At 64.0% G+C, this 19537-nt stretch carries 18 protein-coding genes; all 18 read left to right on the forward strand.

Going from position 1 to position 19537, the window contains the following annotated elements; genetic code table 11:
• Positions 1-65: 65 nt before the first annotated feature.
• The 18 genes from ACQ7JA_RS11305 to hisB all read left to right on the forward strand — a co-directional run bounded on the left by ACQ7JA_RS11305 (position 66) and on the right by hisB (position 19537).
• Positions 66-776, forward strand: coding sequence for a transposase (locus tag ACQ7JA_RS11305; protein WP_430897640.1), 711 nt, complete (start codon positions 66-68; stop codon positions 774-776).
• Positions 777-1036: 260 nt separating this feature from the next.
• A complete protein-coding gene (locus ACQ7JA_RS11310) occupies positions 1037-5752 on the forward strand; it encodes a glutamate synthase-related protein (protein WP_430897642.1) in 4716 nt (1571 codons plus the stop codon).
• Between the two features lie 28 nt (positions 5753-5780).
• Positions 5781-7244 (forward strand): glutamate synthase subunit beta, encoded by a 1464-nt coding sequence (locus ACQ7JA_RS11315; protein WP_430897644.1) that lies wholly within the window; start codon positions 5781-5783, stop codon positions 7242-7244.
• A gap of 434 nt (positions 7245-7678) precedes the next feature.
• Positions 7679-8482 (forward strand): ABC transporter ATP-binding protein, encoded by an 804-nt coding sequence (locus ACQ7JA_RS11320; protein WP_430897646.1) that lies wholly within the window; start codon positions 7679-7681, stop codon positions 8480-8482.
• Positions 8479-9258 carry a lipid asymmetry maintenance ABC transporter permease subunit MlaE gene (gene mlaE, locus ACQ7JA_RS11325; RefSeq protein WP_430897648.1) on the forward strand — a complete coding sequence of 260 codons (780 nt, stop codon included), beginning with the start codon at positions 8479-8481 and terminating at the stop codon, positions 9256-9258. The genes ACQ7JA_RS11320 and mlaE overlap by 4 nt, the downstream gene beginning before the upstream one ends.
• A 70-nt stretch (positions 9259-9328) precedes the next feature.
• Complete coding sequence (mlaD, locus tag ACQ7JA_RS11330; protein WP_430897650.1) at positions 9329-9802, forward strand: outer membrane lipid asymmetry maintenance protein MlaD; 474 nt, start codon at positions 9329-9331, stop codon at positions 9800-9802.
• 5 nt (positions 9803-9807) lie between these two features.
• Positions 9808-10581, forward strand: coding sequence for an MlaA family lipoprotein (locus ACQ7JA_RS11335; RefSeq protein ID WP_430897652.1), 774 nt, complete (start codon positions 9808-9810; stop codon positions 10579-10581).
• 108 nt (positions 10582-10689) lie between these two features.
• A complete protein-coding gene (locus ACQ7JA_RS11340; protein WP_430897654.1) occupies positions 10690-11322 on the forward strand; it encodes an MlaC/ttg2D family ABC transporter substrate-binding protein in 633 nt (210 codons plus the stop codon).
• On the forward strand, positions 11322-11597 hold the full coding sequence (locus tag ACQ7JA_RS11345; RefSeq protein ID WP_430897657.1) for an STAS domain-containing protein: 276 nt from the start codon (positions 11322-11324) through the stop codon (positions 11595-11597). Before ACQ7JA_RS11340 ends, ACQ7JA_RS11345 begins: the two co-directional genes overlap by 1 nt.
• A gap of 154 nt (positions 11598-11751) precedes the next feature.
• Complete coding sequence (locus ACQ7JA_RS11350) at positions 11752-12687, forward strand: ABC transporter ATP-binding protein (RefSeq protein ID WP_430897659.1); 936 nt, start codon at positions 11752-11754, stop codon at positions 12685-12687.
• A complete protein-coding gene (locus ACQ7JA_RS11355) occupies positions 12687-13454 on the forward strand; it encodes an ABC transporter permease (protein WP_430897661.1) in 768 nt (255 codons plus the stop codon). The genes ACQ7JA_RS11350 and ACQ7JA_RS11355 overlap by 1 nt, the downstream gene beginning before the upstream one ends.
• A gap of 21 nt (positions 13455-13475) precedes the next feature.
• Complete coding sequence (locus ACQ7JA_RS11360; protein WP_430897663.1) at positions 13476-13712, forward strand: BolA family protein; 237 nt, start codon at positions 13476-13478, stop codon at positions 13710-13712.
• 2 nt (positions 13713-13714) lie between these two features.
• Positions 13715-14965, forward strand: coding sequence for a UDP-N-acetylglucosamine 1-carboxyvinyltransferase (murA, locus tag ACQ7JA_RS11365; RefSeq protein WP_430897665.1), 1251 nt, complete (start codon positions 13715-13717; stop codon positions 14963-14965).
• Complete coding sequence (gene hisG / locus ACQ7JA_RS11370) at positions 14966-15640, forward strand: ATP phosphoribosyltransferase (protein ID WP_430897667.1); 675 nt, start codon at positions 14966-14968, stop codon at positions 15638-15640.
• 10 nt (positions 15641-15650) lie between these two features.
• Positions 15651-16985 (forward strand): histidinol dehydrogenase, encoded by a 1335-nt coding sequence (gene hisD / locus ACQ7JA_RS11375; protein ID WP_430897669.1) that lies wholly within the window; start codon positions 15651-15653, stop codon positions 16983-16985.
• Positions 16982-17806 (forward strand): DNA-methyltransferase, encoded by an 825-nt coding sequence (locus ACQ7JA_RS11380; RefSeq protein WP_430897671.1) that lies wholly within the window; start codon positions 16982-16984, stop codon positions 17804-17806. The genes hisD and ACQ7JA_RS11380 overlap by 4 nt, the downstream gene beginning before the upstream one ends.
• On the forward strand, positions 17803-18903 hold the full coding sequence (hisC, locus tag ACQ7JA_RS11385) for a histidinol-phosphate transaminase (RefSeq protein WP_430897673.1): 1101 nt from the start codon (positions 17803-17805) through the stop codon (positions 18901-18903). The genes ACQ7JA_RS11380 and hisC overlap by 4 nt, the downstream gene beginning before the upstream one ends.
• A 43-nt stretch (positions 18904-18946) precedes the next feature.
• The gene (hisB, locus tag ACQ7JA_RS11390) at positions 18947-19537 is read left to right on the forward strand and encodes an imidazoleglycerol-phosphate dehydratase HisB (protein ID WP_379679141.1); all 591 of its coding nucleotides are present in this window, start codon (positions 18947-18949) and stop codon (positions 19535-19537) included.

The raw sequence follows: 19537 nt of genomic DNA on the forward strand, positions 1-19537 counted from the left end.
TGAGATTAATTAGGGACAGAGTAAAATTTCTCAGCTAAAATGCCTGCTCGACTTTTGAGCACGCCATGGCACGCCTTCCCCGACTCATCATCCCGAACCAGCCGCACCACGTCATCCAGCGTGGCAATAACCGTCAACTGATCTTCCGCGAGGAAGTGGATTACCAGCGTTTCCTGGCCTGGCTGAAGGAGGCGGCGCGCTTCTATCAGGTGGCGATTCATGCCTATGTGCTCATGCCCAACCACATACACCTGCTCGCCACGCCCTCCGATGCAACCGGGCTGGCCCTGATGATGCAGAAGGTGGGCCGTTTCTACGTCCCCTGGTTCAATAACAAGTACGAGCGCAGCGGTGGCCTGTTCGAGGGACGCTTTCGCACCTCGCTCATCGATACAGAAAGCTATTTCCTGGCCTGCAGCCGCTACATCGAGCTCAATCCCGTGCGCGCCGGCCTGTCGTCGGGACCGCTGGACTATCCCTGGTCGAGCTATGCCCACCACACGGGCGTGCGTACCGACGGCCTGGTCACCGACCACCTGCTTTACTGGGGCATGGGCAACACCCCCTTCCAGCGCGAAGCCGCCTATACCGAGCTGGTCATGCAAGGCATCCCCCAGGACGAGCTCGACTTCGTCACCACCTCGGTCCTGAAGAACCAGCCCCTGGGTTCGGAAGCCTTCAAGGCCGAGCTCGAGCGCAAGACCAAGCGCCAGATCCTGCCGGCCAAGCGCGGCCGACCTTTCCGGGAGCCTATCCCGCCGCGTCCGCAGGCGTAAGGACGCGCAAACAGTCGAACGGCACGGTTTTCCGTGCCGTTTTTTTATGTGCCGCTCTCGGCAAGAGCATTGTTTTCCACTATACAAATCAAGCACTTAAAGCTATTCTTGAACGTCTTTCTGACTCTGTCCCTAATTAATTAGACTTTCAAAAAGTTGTCAAACAATTCGACTCTGACCCTAATTATTCTTGTTGCCGTTTGTGTTGCGTTGCACTATTCTCGTTTTTGACCCTGACCGCATTGTGGAGATTTCGAGAGATGGAAGCCCAAGGTTTATACGATCCAGCCAACGAGCACGATGCGTGCGGCGTTGGATTCATTGCCCACATCAAGGGCAACAAGAGCCATTCGATCATCGAGCAGGGCCTGTTGATCCTGAAGAACCTTGACCACCGGGGCGCCGTCGGCGCCGATCCGCTGATGGGCGACGGGGCGGGCATCCTGATCCAGATTCCCGACCAGTACTTCCGCGACGAGATGGCCAAGCAGGGCGTCGAGCTTCCTCCGCCAGGCGAATACGGCGTCGGCATGGTCTTCCTGCCGAAAGAGCACGCTTCGCGCATCGCCTGCGAACAGGAAATCGAGCGCGCCGTGCGCATCGAGGGCCAGGTCGTCCTCGGCTGGCGTAACGTGCCGGTCGACGAAACCATGCCGATGTCGCCTTTCGTGAAGGCCAAGGAGCCGGTGATCCGCCAGATCTTCATCGGCCGCGGCCCCGACATCATGGTCACCGACGCGCTCGAACGTAAGCTCTACGTGATCCGCAAGTCTTCCGGCCACGCGATCCAGGCCCTGAAACTCCTGCACGGCAAGGAGTTCTTCGTGCCCTCGATGTCGGCCCGCACCATCGTCTACAAGGGCCTGCTGCTGGCCGACCAGGTCGGCGTCTACTACAAGGACCTGCAGGACCCGCGCTGCATCTCCGCGCTCGCGCTCGTCCACCAGCGCTTCTCCACCAACACCTTCCCCGAGTGGCCGCTGGCCCACCCCTACCGCCTGATCGCGCACAACGGCGAGATCAACACCGTCAAGGGCAACTTCAACTGGACCCGCGCCCGCGAAGGCATGCTCAAATCCGCCGTGCTGGGCGAAGACCTGGGCAAGCTCTTCCCCCTGATTTATGAAGGCCAGTCCGACACCGCCTGCTTCGACAACGCGCTCGAACTCCTGGTGATGGCCGGCTATCCGGTCGCCCAGGCGATGATGATGATGATCCCGGAAGCCTGGGAAAACCACACCTCGATGGACGACAACCGCCGCGCCTTCTACGAATACCACGCCGCGATGATGGAACCCTGGGACGGCCCGGCCGCCATGGCCTTCACCGACGGCCGCCACATCGGCGGCACCCTGGACCGCAACGGCCTGCGTCCGGCGCGCTACGTCATCACCGAGGACGACCTGGTCGTCATGGCTTCCGAATCCGGCGTGCTGCCGATTCCCGAGTCGCGCATCGTCAAGAAATGGCGCCTCCAGCCGGGCAAGATGTTCCTGATCGACCTGGAAGCCGGCCGCATCATCGACGACAAGGAGCTGAAGGACACCTACTCGAACGCCAAGCCCTATAAGGCCTGGATCAAGTCGGTGCGCATCAAGCTCAACGAAATCAAGCTGTCCGAATCGCAGCTGCTCCAGCACCGCGCCAAGGACGCGCAGGGCGAGAAGACGGCCGTTACGCTGCTGGATCGCCAGCAGGCGTTCGGCTACACCCAGGAAGACCTGAAGTTCCTGATGGCCCCGATGGCCGTGCTGGGCGAGGAAGCCACCGGCTCGATGGGTAACGACTCGCCGCTGGCGGTGATGTCGAACAAACTCAAACCCCTGTATAACTACTTCAAGCAGCTGTTCGCCCAGGTGACCAATCCGCCGATCGACCCGATCCGCGAGAGCATGGTGATGTCGCTGGTTTCCTTCATCGGCCCGAAGCCCAACCTGCTGGACACCAACAACGTCAACCCGCCGATGCGCCTGGAGGTGTCGCAGCCGGTGCTCGGCTTCGACGACATGGCGCGCTTGCGCGCGATCAGCCTGCACACCGGCGGCAAGTTCAAGTCCTATGAGCTGAACATCTGCTATCCGGTCGCCTGGGGCAAGGAAGGCATCGAGGCGAGCCTGGCTTCGCTGTGCGCGGAAGCGGTCGATGCGGTGAAATCCGGCCACAACATCCTGATTATCTCGGACCGCGCCATGTCGCTTGAACAGGTCGCGATTCCCGCTTTGCTGGCCACCTCCACCATCCACCAGCACCTGGTCGGACGCGGCCTGCGCGCCTCCACCGGCCTGGTCGTGGAAACCGGATCGGCCCGCGAGACCCACCACTTCGCCCTGCTGGCGGGCTACGGCGCGGAAGCCGTGCACCCCTACCTGGCGCTGGAAACGCTCAGCGACCTCGCGCACAACCTGCCGCACGAGATGGATGCCGAGAAGGCCATCTACAACTACACGAAGGCGGTCGGCAAGGGCCTCATGAAGGTGATGTCGAAGATGGGCATCTCGACCTACATGTCCTACTGCGGCGCCCAGATCTTCGAAGCCGTGGGCCTGAACAAGTCGCTGGTCGACAAGTACTTCCGCGGCACCTCGTCCACCGTCGAAGGCATCGGCCTGTTCGAAGTGGCGGAAGAAGCGCTGCGCCTGCATTCGCTCGCCTTCGGCAACGATCCGCTGCTCGAGCATGCCCTCGACACCGGCGGCGAATACGCCTTCCGCGTGCGCGGCGAAGACCACCTGTGGACGCCGGACGCCATCGCCAAGCTGCAGCACTCGACGCGCGCCAACAACTACAGCACCTATAAAGAGTACGCCCAGATCATCAACGACCAGAGCCGCCGTCACCTGACCCTGCGCGGCCTGTTCGAGTTCAGGATCGATCCATCCAAGGCCATCCCGCTGGAAGAAGTCGAGCCGGCCAAGGACATCGTCAAGCGCTTCGCCACCGGCGCGATGTCGCTCGGCTCGATCAGCACCGAGGCCCACGCCACGCTGGCGATCGCCATGAACCGCATCGGCGGCAAGTCGAACACCGGCGAAGGCGGCGAAGATCCGCGCCGCTACATGGGCGAGTTCAAGGGCATCAAGATCGCCAAGGGCGAGACCCTGGCCTCGATCCTGGGATCGGACCGCGTGGTGGCCGACATCCCGCTGGAGGAGGGCGACTCGCTGCGCTCGAAGATCAAGCAGGTGGCGTCGGGCCGCTTCGGCGTCTCCGCCGAGTACCTGGCATCGGCCGACCAGATCCAGATCAAGATGGCGCAGGGCGCCAAGCCGGGCGAAGGCGGCCAGCTCCCGGGCCACAAGGTCAGCGAGTACATCGCGTCCTTGCGCGTGTCGGTGCCGGGCGTGGGCCTGATCTCGCCGCCGCCGCACCACGACATCTACTCGATCGAAGACCTGGCGCAGCTGATCCACGACCTCAAGAACGCGAACCCGAACGCCTCGATCTCGGTAAAGCTGGTGTCGGAAGTCGGCATCGGCACCGTCGCCGCAGGCGTCTCGAAGGCCAAGGCCGACCACGTGGTGGTCGCAGGCCACGATGGCGGCACCGGCGCCTCGCCGCTGTCCTCGGTCAAGCACGCCGGCACTCCGTGGGAACTGGGCCTGGCCGAGACCCAGCAGACGCTCGTCCTGAACGGCCTGCGCAGCCGCATCCGCGTGCAGGCCGATGGCCAGATGCGCACCGGCCGCGACGTGGTGGTCGCCGCCATGCTGGGCGCCGACGAAATCGGCTTCGCGACCGCGCCGCTGGTGGTCGAAGGCTGCATCATGATGCGTAAATGCCACCTGAATACCTGCCCGGTCGGCGTCGCCACCCAGGACCCGGTCCTGCGCGCCAAATTCCAGGGTAAGCCGGAACACGTGGTGAACTACTTCTTCTTCGTCGCCGAGGAAGCCCGCCAGATCATGGCGCAGCTGGGCATCCGCAGCTACGACGAACTGATCGGCCGCACCGACCTGCTGGACAAGGCCAAGGCGATCGGGCACTGGAAGGCCCAGGGCCTGGATTTCTCGAACATCTTCTACCAGCCGAAGAGCGATTCGCCGCGCGCCCTGTTCCATACCGATGGCCAGGACCACGGCCTGGACAAGGCACTGGACCACAAGCTGATCGCCCAGGCCAAGGCCGCACTGGAAAAGGGCGAGCGCGTCTCCTTCATCTCGCCGGTGAAGAACGTGCACCGCACCGTGGGCACCATGCTGTCGGGCGAGGTCGCCAAGCGCTATGGCCATGCCGGCCTGCCGGACGACACCATCCACATCCAGCTGCAGGGCACCGCCGGCCAGTCGGCAGCGGCCTTCCTGGCGGCCGGCATCACGATCGACCTGGTCGGCGAAGGCAACGACTACGTCGGCAAGGGCCTGTCGGGCGGCCGCATCATCGTGCGTCCGAACACCGAGTTCCGCGGCTGGGCGGTGGACAACATCATCGTCGGGAACACCGTGCTGTACGGGGCGATTTCCGGTGAAGCCTTCTTCAACGGCGTGGCCGGCGAGCGCTTCGCCGTGCGTAACTCGGGCGCCGTGGCGGTGGTCGAGGGCTGCGGCGACCACGGTTGCGAGTACATGACCGGCGGGACGGTGGTGGTGCTGGGCGAGACCGGCCGCAACTTCGCGGCGGGCATGTCGGGCGGCGTGGCTTTCGTCTACGACCCGAACGGCGAATTCGCCGGCAAGTGCAACACCTCGATGGTCAACCTCGAGCCGGTGCTGGCGACCAAGCAGCAGCAGGACAAGGCCGGCTGGCACAGCCAGACCCGCAACGGCGAACGCGAATCGGACGAAACCATCCTGCGCCGCCTGATCGAACGCCACTTCAAGCACACGGGTTCCACCCGCGCGCGCAACCTGCTGGACGACTGGGCCAACAGCCGCGGCAAGTTCGTGAAGGTCTTCCCGACCGACTACAAGCGCGCCCTCGAGGAGATGCACAACTCGAGCATGGAAGAGGCGAACGACAAGATCGAAATGGCGGCGTAACCGCACGCTGCGATAAAAGGAAAACAACGTGGGCAAAATTACCGGCTTCATGGAATTCGCACGACAGGAAGAGGGCCACCTCGAGCCTGGCGATCGCGTCAAGAACTACAAGGAATTCGTGCTGACCCTCACCGACGGCCAGGCCAAGGTGCAGGGCGCGCGCTGCATGGATTGCGGCATCCCCTTCTGTAATACGGGCTGCCCGGTGAACAACCAGATCCCCGACTGGAACGACCTGGTCTACCACGGCAACTATCGCGCAGCCGTCGAGAACCTCCATTCGACCAACAACTTCCCGGAATTCACGGGACGCATCTGCCCGGCCCCTTGCGAGTCGGCCTGCACGCTCGGCATCAACGACGAACCGGTCGGCATCAAGTCGATCGAGCGCAAGATCGCCGACAGCGGCTGGGAGCACGGCTGGATCGTGCCGCAACCGGCCGCCGTAAAAACGGGGAAGAAGGTCGCCGTGGTCGGTTCCGGCCCCGCCGGCCTGGCCGCGGCCCAGCAGCTGGCGCGCGCCGGCCACGACGTCACCGTCTTCGAGAAGAGCGACCGCATCGGCGGCCTGCTGCGCTACGGGATCCCCGACTTCAAGATGGAGAAGGACCTGATCGACCGCAGGGTCGAGCAGATGAAGGCGGAAGGCGTGACCTTCCGCACCAGCGTCCTGATCGGCAAGGATTTCCCGGCCACCGTGTCGAACATGGCGCGCGACACCATCTTCCCGGAAGACCTGGAAAAAGAGTTCGACGCCGTGGTCCTGGCCGGCGGCGCCGAGCAGCCGCGCGACCTGCCCGTGCCGGGCCGCGAACTGAAGGGTGTGCACTTTGCCATGGACTTCCTGCCGCAGCAGAACCGGGTGAATGCCGGCGACAAGCTGAAGGACCAGATCAAGGCCACGGGCAAGCACGTGGTCGTGATCGGCGGCGGCGATACGGGTTCCGACTGCGTCGGCACCTCGAACCGCCACGGCGCGGCATCCGTCACCCAGTTCGAACTGATGCCGATGCCGCCCGAGCAGGAAAACAAGCCCCTGGTCTGGCCCTACTGGCCGACCCGCCTGCGCACCTCGTCCTCGCACGAGGAAGGCTGCCAGCGCGACTGGGCGGTCGCGACCAAGCGCCTGGAAGGCAAGGGCGGCAAGGTCGAGAAGCTGGTCGCCTGCCGCGTCGAATGGAAGGACGGCAAGATGGTCGAGGTGCCGGACTCGGAATTCGAGATGAAGGCCGACCTGGTGTTCCTGGCCATGGGCTTCGTCTCGCCGGTGCAGAACGTGCTGGACGCCTTCGGCGTGCAGAAGGATGCCAGGGGCAATGCGCGCGCCACGACCGATGGCGAGCGTTCCTACCAGACGTCGAAGGCGAAGGTATTCGCAGCGGGCGACATGCGCCGCGGCCAGTCGCTGGTCGTGTGGGCGATCCGCGAAGGCCGCCAATGCGCGCGTGCAGTCGACGAATTCCTGATGGGCAGTTCGGTCCTCCCGCGCTGAGGCCCGGAAGAGAACAGCTAGGCGGCTTCGGCCGCCTTTTTTTCGCCCTGACTCTTGTGGAAATAGGCCTACAAGAAGACGCGATCCGGCGCTTACCGACACGCTTATGTGCGTGTCCGCACGATGGCCCGGGAGGGAATGTCCTTACGCTGTGGCTGTATTGCAGCGCATCAGCTGACACTGTGACAAGGGGTGATTATCAAGCTGCCAGAGTTAGTTGCCCTATGGAATTTGTTGATAAAATTCAACAAATTGCAATATTGGAAGATATACATATCTCTTCAAAAACAATCACTTACGAGAGAAAATATCTGACTCTTTAGTTAGTTTTGTTGTAATTGTACGTCGACCGATCGGCCGAAAATGGGCCACCTCAAGCGAGGCTTAAGCTTTCTGCACTACAATAACGGATTACTTCAATAACAAAATACGCTGTGTCGAACCTAGTCGAAATCCGCGATCTGCACTTTTCGTACGGAGAGCGTTCCATCCTGTCGAACCTCCGCATGGATTTCCCACGCGGGAAGCTCATCGCCGTCATGGGTGGTTCGGGCTGCGGCAAGACCACGGTCCTGCGTCTGATCGGCGGCCAGATCCGCCCCCAGCGCGGCCAGGTGCGCGTAAACGGCGAGGTCGTGCACGAACTGAATACCAAGGGACTGTACCGCCTGCGCCGCCGCATGGGCATGCTGTTCCAGTTCGGCGCCCTGTTCACCGACCTGTCGATCTTCGACAACGTCGCCTTTCCCCTGCGCGAGCATACCGACCTGCCGGAAGAACTGATCCGCGACCTGGTCCTCATGAAACTCAATGCCGTCGGCCTGCGCAATGCGCATCGCCTGAAACCGGGCGAGATTTCCGGCGGCATGGCGCGCCGCGTCGCGGTGGCCCGCGCCATCGCCCTCGATCCCGAACTGATCATGTACGACGAGCCTTTCGCCGGCCTGGATCCGATCTCGATGGGCGTGACCGCCAACCTGATCCGCAACCTGAACGATGCGCTCGGCTCGACCTCGATCCTGGTCTCGCACGACGTCAAGGAAACCTTCGCCATCGCCGATTATGTGTACTTCATGTCCGCAGGCAAGATTGTTGCTGAAGGTACGCCGGCGGAGCTGCGTGTCTCGCAAGACCCCTACGTCAAACAGTTCGTGAACGCCGAGCCGGACGGCCCGGTGCCCTTCCACTATCCGGGCAAGTCGCTCAGCGACGACCTGGGCCTGGGAGGCAAGCGATGATGCGCGCGCTGGAATCGATCGGCCGCTGGGCGCGCGAAGGCGTGGAGAGCCTGGGTTTCGCGACCCGCGCCTTCTTCAATCTGCTGCGCTTTTCCCCGGGAGCCTTCCGCCGCCCGACCCTGATTACCGAGCAGATTCACTTCATCGGGAACTATTCCCTGGTGATCACGATTGTCTCGGGTTTGTTCGTCGGTCTCGTACTGGGCCTGCAGTTCTATGTCAACCTGATCCAGTTCGGCGCCGAGGAAAAGCTCGGTCCGCTGACCGCGCTGTCGCTGGTGCGCGAGCTCGGCCCCGTCGTGACGGCGCTGCTGTTCGCGGGCCGCGCCGGCACCTCGCTGACGGCCGAGATCGGCCTGATGAAGGCCGGCGAGCAACTCACCGCGATGGAAATGATGGCGGTCAACCCTGTACAGCGCGTGCTCGCGCCGCGCTTCTGGGGCGGCGTCATCGCCATGCCGGTGCTGGCGGCCGTGTTCTCGGCGGTCGGCATCGTCGGCAGCTATCTGGTCGGCGTGAAATTGCTGGGTCTGGACGAAGGCGCTTTCTGGTCGCAGATGCAGGCCGGCGTCGATGTCCAGCGCGACATCGTCAGCAGCGTGATCAAGAGTTTCGTGTTCGGCATCGCCGTGACATTTACCGCCCTGTTCCAGGGTTATCACGTCAAGCCGACCCCAGCGGACGTCGCGCGTGCCACCACGCGCACCGTCGTCATTGCCTCGCTGCTGGTACTGGGGCTGGATTTCGTGATGACCGCCCTGATGTTCGGGCAGTGATAAAAAATCAATAACATAGAATCAATGTTTGTTTGGCCGCGCACAGACGGCCTGAATACTAGGAAATACTATGCACCGTAAAATTATCGATGTCTGGGTCGGCCTGTTCGTCCTGCTGGGCGCCGCAGCCCTCCTGTTCCTGGCCCTGCAGGCGGGGAATATGAGCACTTTGTCGTTCACCAAGACCTATGCCGTGACCGGCAAGTTCGACAATATCGGCGGCCTGAAACCGCAATCACCCGTGAAGAGCGCCGGTGTGGTGGTTGGCCGGGTGGGCGAGATCAGCTTCGATGACAAGACTTTCCAGGCGCAGGTGCGCCTGGACCTGGACCAGAATTATCAGTTCCCAAAAGATAGTTCGTTGAAGATCCTGACCGCTGGCCTGCTGGGCGAGCAGTACATCGGCATCGAACCGGGCGGCGATACCAAGAATCTGGTGGACGGCGACCGTATTACGCGCACCCAGTCGGCTACGGTGCTCGAGGATCTGATCAATCAATTTATCTACAGCAAGGCCGCTGATGGAAAGGAAGGTAGCGAATGAAGCACATGCCAGTTTCCGCAGGCCCCCTGCGTGCCCTCGCAGCAGCTGCAACACTTGCGCTGCTGGGCGGCTGCGCCACCACGAATCCGCAAGACCCGCTGGAAGGCTATAACCGCACCGTGTTCCGCTTCAACGACGCGGTCGACCGCACCGTGCTGAAGCCGACCGCGACCGCCTACAAGAACGTGACCCCGAGCTTCGTGCAGACCGGTGTGAACAATTTCTTCGGTAACTTGTCCGATGCCTGGAGCGCGGTGAACAACCTGCTGCAGGGCAAGGGCCAGGCCGGCATGGGCGACGTCACCCGCGTCGCCGTCAACTCGACCTTCGGCATCTTCGGCCTGCTCGACATCGCCTCGGAAGCCGGCATCCCCAAGCACAACGAGGATTTCGGCCAGACCCTGGGCGTGTGGGGCGTGCCGAGCGGTCCCTTCGTGATGCTGCCGATCCTCGGCCCGTCCACGGTGCGTGACACCGCGGCCCTGCCGGCCGACATCGGTGGCGACATCTGGAAGTACAAGGAACCGGCCAACTGGCGCAATATCGGCGCCGCGGTCCGTGTAGTCGACAAGCGCGCCACCCTGCTGGACGCGGGCAACCTGCTGGAAGACGCCGCCCTCGACCGTTACGAATTCATCCGCGACGGCTATATGCAGCGCCGCCAGAGCCAGGTCTACGACGGCAACGTGCCGCGCGTGACCCCGGCCGACGAAGCGACCAGCAATGCCGACCCGGCCGGCAAATCGGCGGCGGAGCCGGCGGCGAAACCTGCACAGTAACAAGTCCTTACACAACGGTGTCAGCCGTAAGCAGCACCAGGAGTTAACATGGCATGCCCCGCCGGCCCCGTGGCCCGGCGCGGCGCCACCCAATAAGGAAACCGACACATGAAACCCATCATCCAACTGATCGCCGCAGCAAGCGCCACCATCGCTTTCGCAACGTCCGCCATCGCCGCCGAAGCACCGGACGCGCTGGTCAAGCGCATCAGCGCCGACGTCATCGAGACCGTCAAGGCCGACAAGGACATCCAGGCCGGCAACCGCGCCAAGATCATGGACCTCGTGAACAGCAAGATCCTGCCGCACGTGGACGCCGAGAAGATGACCCAGCAGGCAGCCGGCCGCTACTGGCGCCAGGCCACCCCGGAACAGCAGAAGCAGCTGATCAAGGAATTCACCAACCTGCTGGTCTATACCTACGCAGGCGCGCTGTCGCAGATCAAGAACGAAACCGTCGAGTTCAAGCCTTTCCGTGCCGAAGCCGGCGCCAGCGACGTCGAAGTGCGTTCGCAGGTCAATGTGAGCCGCGGCGAGCCGATCACCCTGAACTACCGCCTGTCGAACGGCCCGCAGGGCTGGAAGATCTACGACATCAACGTGCTGGGCGCCTGGCTGGTTCAGACCTACACCAGCACCTTCGCAAGCGAGATCGGCAAGACCGGCGTGGATGGCCTGATCAAAAAGCTCGCCGAGCGTAACCAGCAGCTGGCCTCCAAGCCGCTGAAGGCGCCGAAGTAATGGCCGAAGCCAATCCCATGCTCTCGCTCGACGCCTTGACCTTCCAGAGCGGCAGCGCCGCCCTGGAGCAGGGCTGCGCCGCGATCTCCGCCGGCGAGACCGTGTTCGACCTAGGCGGCGTCGGCGCCGCCGACTCCTCGGCCGTGGCCGTGTTGCTGGCCTGGCAGCGCCGCGCGCGCGCCGCGAACCAGCACCTCACCTTCATCAACGTTCCCGAGAACGTGCAGAAGCTGGCGGCCTTGTACGGCGTCGATCAGCTCTTGCCGCAATCCTGACTGTGCTTTTCGTAGGGTGGGCGGAGGACCGCCCACCCTGCAAACCCCTCCTGCGCCGAATTTCCCCGCCGGCCTCTTGTATTTCTGATTTCACCTATAATGGGCCGTTTCCCCGCACGGTCCCGGCGCGCCCGCGCCACCCTCCCGAACAAGAATGACAGCGATCCAGATTAACAGCGTCGAGAAAAGCTACAAGGGCTTCAAGGCCCTCAAGGGCGTCTCCATGAACATCGAGGAAGGCGAGTTCTTTGGCCTCCTCGGCCCCAACGGCGCCGGCAAGACCACCCTGATCTCCACCATCGCGGGCCTGATCCGCCCGGACGTCGGCAGCGTCAAGATCCACGGCCACGACGTGGTCACGGACTTCCGCGAAGCGCGGAAGCGCCTGGGCGTGGTGCCGCAGGAACTGGTGTTCGACCCCTTCTTCACTGTACGCGAGACGCTGCGCCTGCAGTCGGGCTACTTCGGCATCAGGAACAACGACGCCTGGATCGACGAGGTCATGCACAACCTCGATCTCACCAACAAGGCCGACGTGAACATGCGCGCACTCTCCGGCGGCATGAAGCGGCGCGTGCTGGTGGCCCAGGCCCTCGTGCACAAGCCGCCCGTGATCGTGCTGGACGAGCCGACCGCCGGCGTCGACGTCGAGCTGCGCCAGACCCTGTGGAAGTTCATCTCGCGCCTGAACCGCGAAGGCCATACCGTGGTGCTGACCACCCACTACCTGGAAGAGGCGCAGGCCATGTGCCAGCGCGTCGCCATGCTGAAACTCGGCGAGGTGGTGGCGCTGGACACCATGTCGGCGCTGCTGCGCCGCGTGTCGGGCTCGCAGCTGGTGGTCAAGCTCAAGAGCGGCGACCTGCCCGATGGCTTGCGCCACCTGGTCTCGCATGACGAGCATACCAATGGCAACAAGTACACCCTGCGCGTGAACGACGTCAGCGAAGTCGAGCCGATCCTGGCGCGCCTGCGTGAAAGCGGCGCCGTGATCGACGAGATGGCGCTCGAGCAGGCTGACCTCGAAGATATCTTCCTGCAGGTGGTCGGCAGCAGTGGGCAAAATTCGCAACCGGGAGGCCCGCAATAATGAATCTGTTCTCGGTGGGTTTCCGCACCCTGTTCTATAAAGAGTCGCTGCGCTTCTGGAAGGTGGCGACCCAGACCATCGCCGCGCCGGTCGTCACGGCCATGCTCTACCTGCTGATCTTCGGCCACGTGCTGGACGGCCGGGTCGAGATGCTGGAGGGCGTCAGCTATACCTCCTTCCTGATTCCGGGCCTGGTGATGATGAGTGTGCTGCAGAACGCCTTCGCCAACTCGTCCTCGTCCCTGATCCAGTCCAAGATCACCGGCAACCTCGTGTTCATCCTGCTGCCGCCGCTCTCGCATGCCGAGATCCTGTCGGCCTACATCGCCGCCTCCATCCTGCGCGGACTCGCGGTGGGCTTCGGCGTGTTCGTGATCACCGCCTGGTTCGCGCACCTGAGTTTCGTCGCGCCGCTGTGGATCGTCGTCTTCGCCTTCATGGGCGCGGCCATCCTCGGCACCATGGGCGTCATCGCCGGCATCTGGGCGGAGAAGTTCGACCAGCTGGCCGCATTCCAGAACTTCCTGATCATGCCGGCCACCTTCCTGGCCGGGGTGTTCTATTCCATCCAAAAACTGCCGCCGTTCTGGCTGGCGGTCTCGCATTTCAACCCGTTCTTTTATATGATTGACGGGTTCCGCTATGGATTCTTCGGCAAGTCCGACGTCTCGCCCTGGACCAGCCTGGCCATCGTGTCGGTGTTCCTGGTGGTGCTGGCGGCCATTGCGATCAATATGCTCAAGCGCGGCTACAAGCTTCGCCACTAAAGAATTCACTGGAGTTACCTCGTGTCGACCACACCCGAACTGATCCACAGCTACATCAGCGCTGGCCTCGAATGCACCCATTTGCACGTGGAGGGCGACGGCCAGCATTTCACGGCCGTGATCGTCTCGCCGGCCTTTGCCGGCAAGCGTCCGATCCAGCGCCACCAGCTGGTGTACGCTGCACTCGGCGATCGCATGCGTGAGGAAATCCACGCGCTGTCGATGAAAACCCTTACCCCTGAAGAGTACCAAGGCTAATCATGGACAAGCTGCAAATCAACGGCGGCAAGCGCCTGAACGGTGACATCCCGGTTTCCGGCGCCAAGAACGCGGCGCTGCCCATCCTGTGCGCGGGCCTGCTCACCGGCGGCGACCTCGAACTGTCGAATGTGCCGCGCCTGCATGACGTGCGCACCATCCTCAAGCTGCTCGAGCAGACCGGCCTGAAGGTGACCCAGGACGACGAAAACGTCACGCTCAACGGCGCCAACATCACTTCGCTCGAAGCGCCCTACGAGCTGGTGAAGACCATGCGCGCTTCGATCCTCGTGCTGGGCCCCCTGCTGGCGCGCTTCGGCGAAGCCAAGGTCTCGCTGCCGGGCGGCTGCGCCATCGGTTCGCGTCCCGTGGACCAGCACATCAAGGGCCTGCGCCAGATGGGCGCCGAGATCACGATCGAAGGCGGCTACATCCATGCCAAGTGCGCGAAGCTCAAGGGCGCGCGCATCCTCACCGACATGATCACCGTGACCGGCACCGAGAACCTGCTGATGGCGGCAACGCTGGCGGAGGGCGAGACGGTGCTGGAAAACGCCGCGCGCGAGCCCGAAGTGACCGACCTGGCCAACCTCCTGGTGGCGATGGGCGCGAAGATCGAAGGCATCGGCACCGACCGCCTGGTGATCCAGGGCGTGGAGTCGCTGCACGGCGCGAAGCACGCCGTGATCTCGGACCGTATCGAAGCCGCGACTTTCCTGTGCGCGGTGGCGGCCACCGGCGGCGACATCGTGCTGCGCAACACCCGCACCGACATCTTCGACGTGGCGCTCGGCAAGCTGCGCGAGATGGGCCTGCAGCTGGACGTCGGCACGGACACGATCCGTGCGCGCATGGACGGCCGCCCGCATCCGGTGTCCTTCCGCACCACGGAATACCCGGGCTTCCCGACCGATATGCAGGCCCAGTTCATGGCGGTGAACATCCTGGCCGACGGGTCGAGCCGCGTGACCGAGACCATTTTCGAAAACCGCTTCATGCACGTGCAGGAGATGAACCGCCTCGGCGCCCACATCTCCACCGAGGGCAATACCGCCTTCATCAAGGGCGTCGATCGCCTGGTCGGCGCGCCCGTGATGGCAACCGACCTGCGCGCCTCGGCGTCGCTGGTGATCGCCGGCATGGCCGCGGAAGGCACCACCCTGATCGACCGCATCTACCACCTCGACCGCGGCTACGACCGCATGGAAGTGAAGCTGTCCGCCGTCGGCGCCGACATCGTCCGCATCAAGTAAATGAGCACTATGAATCGTAACGGGGAACCGGGCCTGATCCTGGCCCTCTCCAAGGGCCGGATCTTCGAGGACACCCTGCCGCTCCTGGCGGCGGCGGGCATCACCGTCCTCGAGAATCCGGAAACCTCGCGCAAGCTGATCCTGCCGACCAACGACCCGGGCGTACGCGTGCTGATCGTGCGCGCCAGCGACGTGCCGACCTATGTCCAGCACGGCGCCGCCGACTTCGGCGTGGCCGGCAAGGACGTGCTGCTCGAGCATGGCGGCGAAGGCCTGTACCAGCCGATCGACCTGCGCATCGCCTGCTGCCGCATGTCGGTGGCGGTGAACGCCGGCTTCGACTACGAGACCGCGGTGCGCCAGGGCGCGCGCCTGCGCGTGGCCACCAAGTTCGTGAACACCGCGCGCGAGCACTTCGCGGCCAAGGGCGTCCACGTCGACCTGATCAAGCTGTACGGCTCGATGGAACTGGCGCCGCTGGTCGGCCTGTCCGACGCCATCGTCGACGTCGTCTCGACCGGCGGCACCCTGCGCGCCAACAACCTGGTCGAAGTCGAAAAGATCATGGACATCTCCTCGCGCCTGGTGGTCAACCAGGCCGCGCTCAAGCTCAAGCGCGAGCGCCTGCAACCCATTCTCGACGCCTTCCAGAAGGCGTCCCTAGCACAAGGCTGAAGCACTCATCATGGCAGTACAGATCCGCAAGCTCGACTCCACCGCCCCTGACTTCAAGCAGACGCTGTCAAGCCTGCTGGCATTCGAAGCCGAAACCGACGACGCCATCGAGGCGGCAGTCGCGAAGATCCTGGCGGACGTGAAGCATCGCGGTGACGCTGCCGTGCTGGAGTACACCAACCGGTTCGACCGCATCCCGAACGGCGGCGCCAGCTCGATGGCCGCCTTCGACGTCCGGCAGGAAGAACTGGACGCGGCCCTCGCGGCGATCCCCGAAGCCCAGCGCGACGCCCTGCGCACGGCCGCGCAGCGCATCCGCGTCTTCCACGAGCGCCAGAAGCAGGAGCTGAACGGCTTCACCTTCACCGAGCCTGACGGCACCGTGCTGGGCCAGCGCGTGACCCCGCTCGACCGTGTCGGCATCTACGTCCCGGGCGGCAAGGCGGCCTATCCTTCGTCGGTGCTGATGAACGCGATCCCGGCCAAGGTGGCCGGCGTGCAGGAAATCGTGATGGTGGTGCCGACTCCGGACGGCGTGAAGAACCAGATGGTGCTGGCCGCCGCCGCGATCGCCGGCGTGACCCGCGTGATCACCATCGGCGGCGCCCAGGCCGTCGGCGCGCTGGCCTACGGCACCGAGACGATTCCGGCCGTGGACAAGATCGTCGGCCCGGGCAATGCCTATGTGGCCGCCGCCAAGCGCCGCGTGTTCGGCGTGGTCGGCATCGACATGATCGCCGGTCCCTCGGAGATCCTGGTGCTGTGCGACGGCACCACCGATCCGGACTGGGTGGCGATGGACCTGTTCTCGCAGGCCGAGCACGACGAGCTGGCGCAAGCCATCCTGCTGTGCCCGGACGCGGACTACATCGCGCGCGTGGAAGCGAGCATCCACAAGCTGCTGCCCACCATGCCGCGCTCCGCAACCATCACCACGTCCTTGACCGACCGCGGCGCGCTCGTGAAAGTGCGCGATATGGAAGAGGCGTGCGCGATCGCCAACGACATCGCTGCCGAGCACCTCGAGATCTCCGCGGAAGACCCGCTCGAATGGGCGGACCGGATCCGCCACGCCGGCGCCATGTTCCTCGGCCGCTTCTCGTCCGAATCGCTGGGCGACTACTGCTGCGGCCCGAACCACGTGCTGCCGACCTCGCGCACCGCGCGCTTCTCCTCGCCCCTGGGCGTGTATGACTTCCAGAAGCGCTCGTCCGTCATCCACGTCAGCGAAGCCGGCGCCCAGACCCTGGGCAAGGTTGCGGCCGAACTGGCCTATGGCGAGGGTCTGCAGGCGCACGCCCGCAGCGCGGAATTGAGGCTGCAATCCGTTCGTCTGAAATCATGAGCACCTGGGTCGACCAGGTCTTCTGCGAGGATGCGCTGCAAGGTGTGGCGCGCATCCCGGACGCTTCCATCGACCTGATCCTGACCGACCCGCCCTACAACCTCGGCAAGGACTACGGCAACGCCTCGGACCAGCAGAGCGTCGAGGCCTACCTCGCCTGGACCGAGCAGTGGATCGAGGCCGTCCTGCCGAAGCTGAAAGCGAACGGCAGCCTGTACATCTTCCTCACCTGGCGCTTCGCGCCGGAGATCTTCGTGATGCTGAAAAAACGCATGACGATGATGAACGAGATCATCTGGGACCGCCGCGTGCCGTCGATGGGCGGCAGCGTGCGCAGCTTCAGCTCGGTGCACGACACCATCGGCTTTTTCGTCAACCGCAAGGATTATTATTTCGACCTGGACGCCGTGCGCATTCCCTATGACGCGGAGACCAAGAAGGCGCGCTCGCGCTCGATCTTCATCGGCGCCAAGTGGCTCGAAGTCGGCTACAACCCGAAGGACGTGTGGAGCGTGTCGCGCCTGCATCGCGAGCATCCGGAGCGCGCCGACCATCCGACCCAGAAGCCGCTCGAGATCATCGAGCGCATGGTGAAGGCATCCTGCCCGGCGGGCGGCGTCGTGCTCGACCCCTTCATGGGCAGCGGCACCACAGCGATCGCCGCGCGCCAGACCGGGCGCCACTTCACCGGCTTCGAACTGAACCCCGCCTACTGCGACATCATCCGGGAGCGCCTGGCCGCGCCCGAGGTGCCTGTCGCGGGGGCCAAGAAACGCAAGAGCGCCGCCAGGAGCGCGCCGCTGAACGAGGAACCCGCATGACATCGAGCATCACTGCGATCGAGAACCTGATCGCCAATACCATCCGCGAAGACGTCCGCAACATCGCCAGCTACCACGTGCCGGATGCGAGCGGCTACATCAAGCTCGACGCGATGGAAAACCCGTATCAGCTGCCGGACGCGCTGCGCACCGAACTGGGCCAGCGGCTGGCAGACGCCGCGCTGAACCGCTATCCGGTGGCCTCCTACGCCACCCTGAAGCAGAAGATCTGCGCCGGCCTGGGCGTCCCCGCCGGCTACGACGTCCTGCTCGGCAACGGCTCGGACGAACTCATCTCGATCATGGCCACCGCCGTGGCGCGCCAGGACCGCCGGGCCGTCATCATGGCCCCGACCCCGGCCTTCGTGATGTTCTCGCGTTCGGCCCAGTTCGCGGGTGCGGACTTCGTCGGCGTGCCGGTGAAGGCCGACTTCTCGCTCGACCTGCCCGCGATGCTGGCCGCTATTCAACAGCACCAGCCTGCGCTGGTCTTCCTGGCCTACCCGAACAACCCGACCGGCAACCTGTTCGATGCCGACGACATGGCCGCCATCATCCGCGCCCTGGGCGAGACCGGCATCGCCGTGGTCGACGAGGCCTACCAGCCGTTCGCGAAGAAAAGCTTCATGGGCCGCCTGCCGGAGTTCCCGAACCTGGTCGTGATGCGCACCCTCTCCAAGCTGGGCCTGGCCGGCATCCGCCTCGGCTACCTGTCCGGCGACGCGAAACTGCTCGAACAGTTCGAGAAGGTGCGTCCGCCCTACAATGTCAACGTGCTGACCCAGGTAGCCGCCGAGTTCGCGCTCGACCACCTCGACGTGCTCGACAGCCAGGCCGAGATGCTGAACGCCGAGCGCGCGCGTCTCGCCGCCGAACTGGCGGCGCTGCCGGGAGTCGAAGTGTTTCCGTCTGCCGCGAATTTCATCTCGCTGCGCGTGCCCGATGCCGACAAGGTCTGCGCGCAACTTCGCAGCGAAAAGGTGCTGATCAAAAATTTGAGTAAAATGGACAAGTTATTGGCCAATTGCATTCGCGTTACGGTCAGCACACCAGAAGAAAACACCGCATTCCTGACAGCCCTGAAAGCTTCCCTATAGCAGCGTTTCTTTCTTAAAAGAGACGTCACACGAGCACCCTGTAATGACCCGCACCGCCGAAATCACGCGCAACACCAACGAGACGCAGATCCGCGTCGCGATCAACCTGGACGGCACCGGCCGCCAGAAACTGAACACTGGCGTCCCTTTCCTGGACCACATGCTCGACCAGATCGCGCGCCACGGCATGATCGACCTCGAGGTCGACGCCGTCGGCGACCTGCACATCGACGCCCACCACACCGTCGAGGACACCGGCATCACCCTCGGCATGGCGGTGGCCAAGGCCGTGGGCGACAAGAAGGGCATGGTCCGCTACGGCCACTCCTACGTGCCGCTGGACGAGGCGCTGTCGCGCGTGGTGATCGACTTCTCGGGCCGTCCGGGCCTGGAAATGCACATCCCCTGGACCCGCGCCATGATCGGCACCTTCGACGTCGACCTGACGGGCGAATTCTTCCGCGGCTTCGTGAACCACGCCGGCGTGACCCTGCACATCGACAACCTGCGCGGCGTGAACGCGCACCACCAGTGCGAAACCGTGTTCAAGGCCTTCGGCCGCGCGCTGCGCATGGCCACCGCCCTGGACGAACGCGCCGCCGGCATCATCCCTTCGACCAAAGGCAGCCTGTAA

Origin of the sequence: Massilia sp. BKSP1R2A-1 (assembly GCF_050586525.1) — a bacterium.
Taxonomy (GTDB): domain Bacteria; phylum Pseudomonadota; class Gammaproteobacteria; order Burkholderiales; family Burkholderiaceae_D; genus Telluria.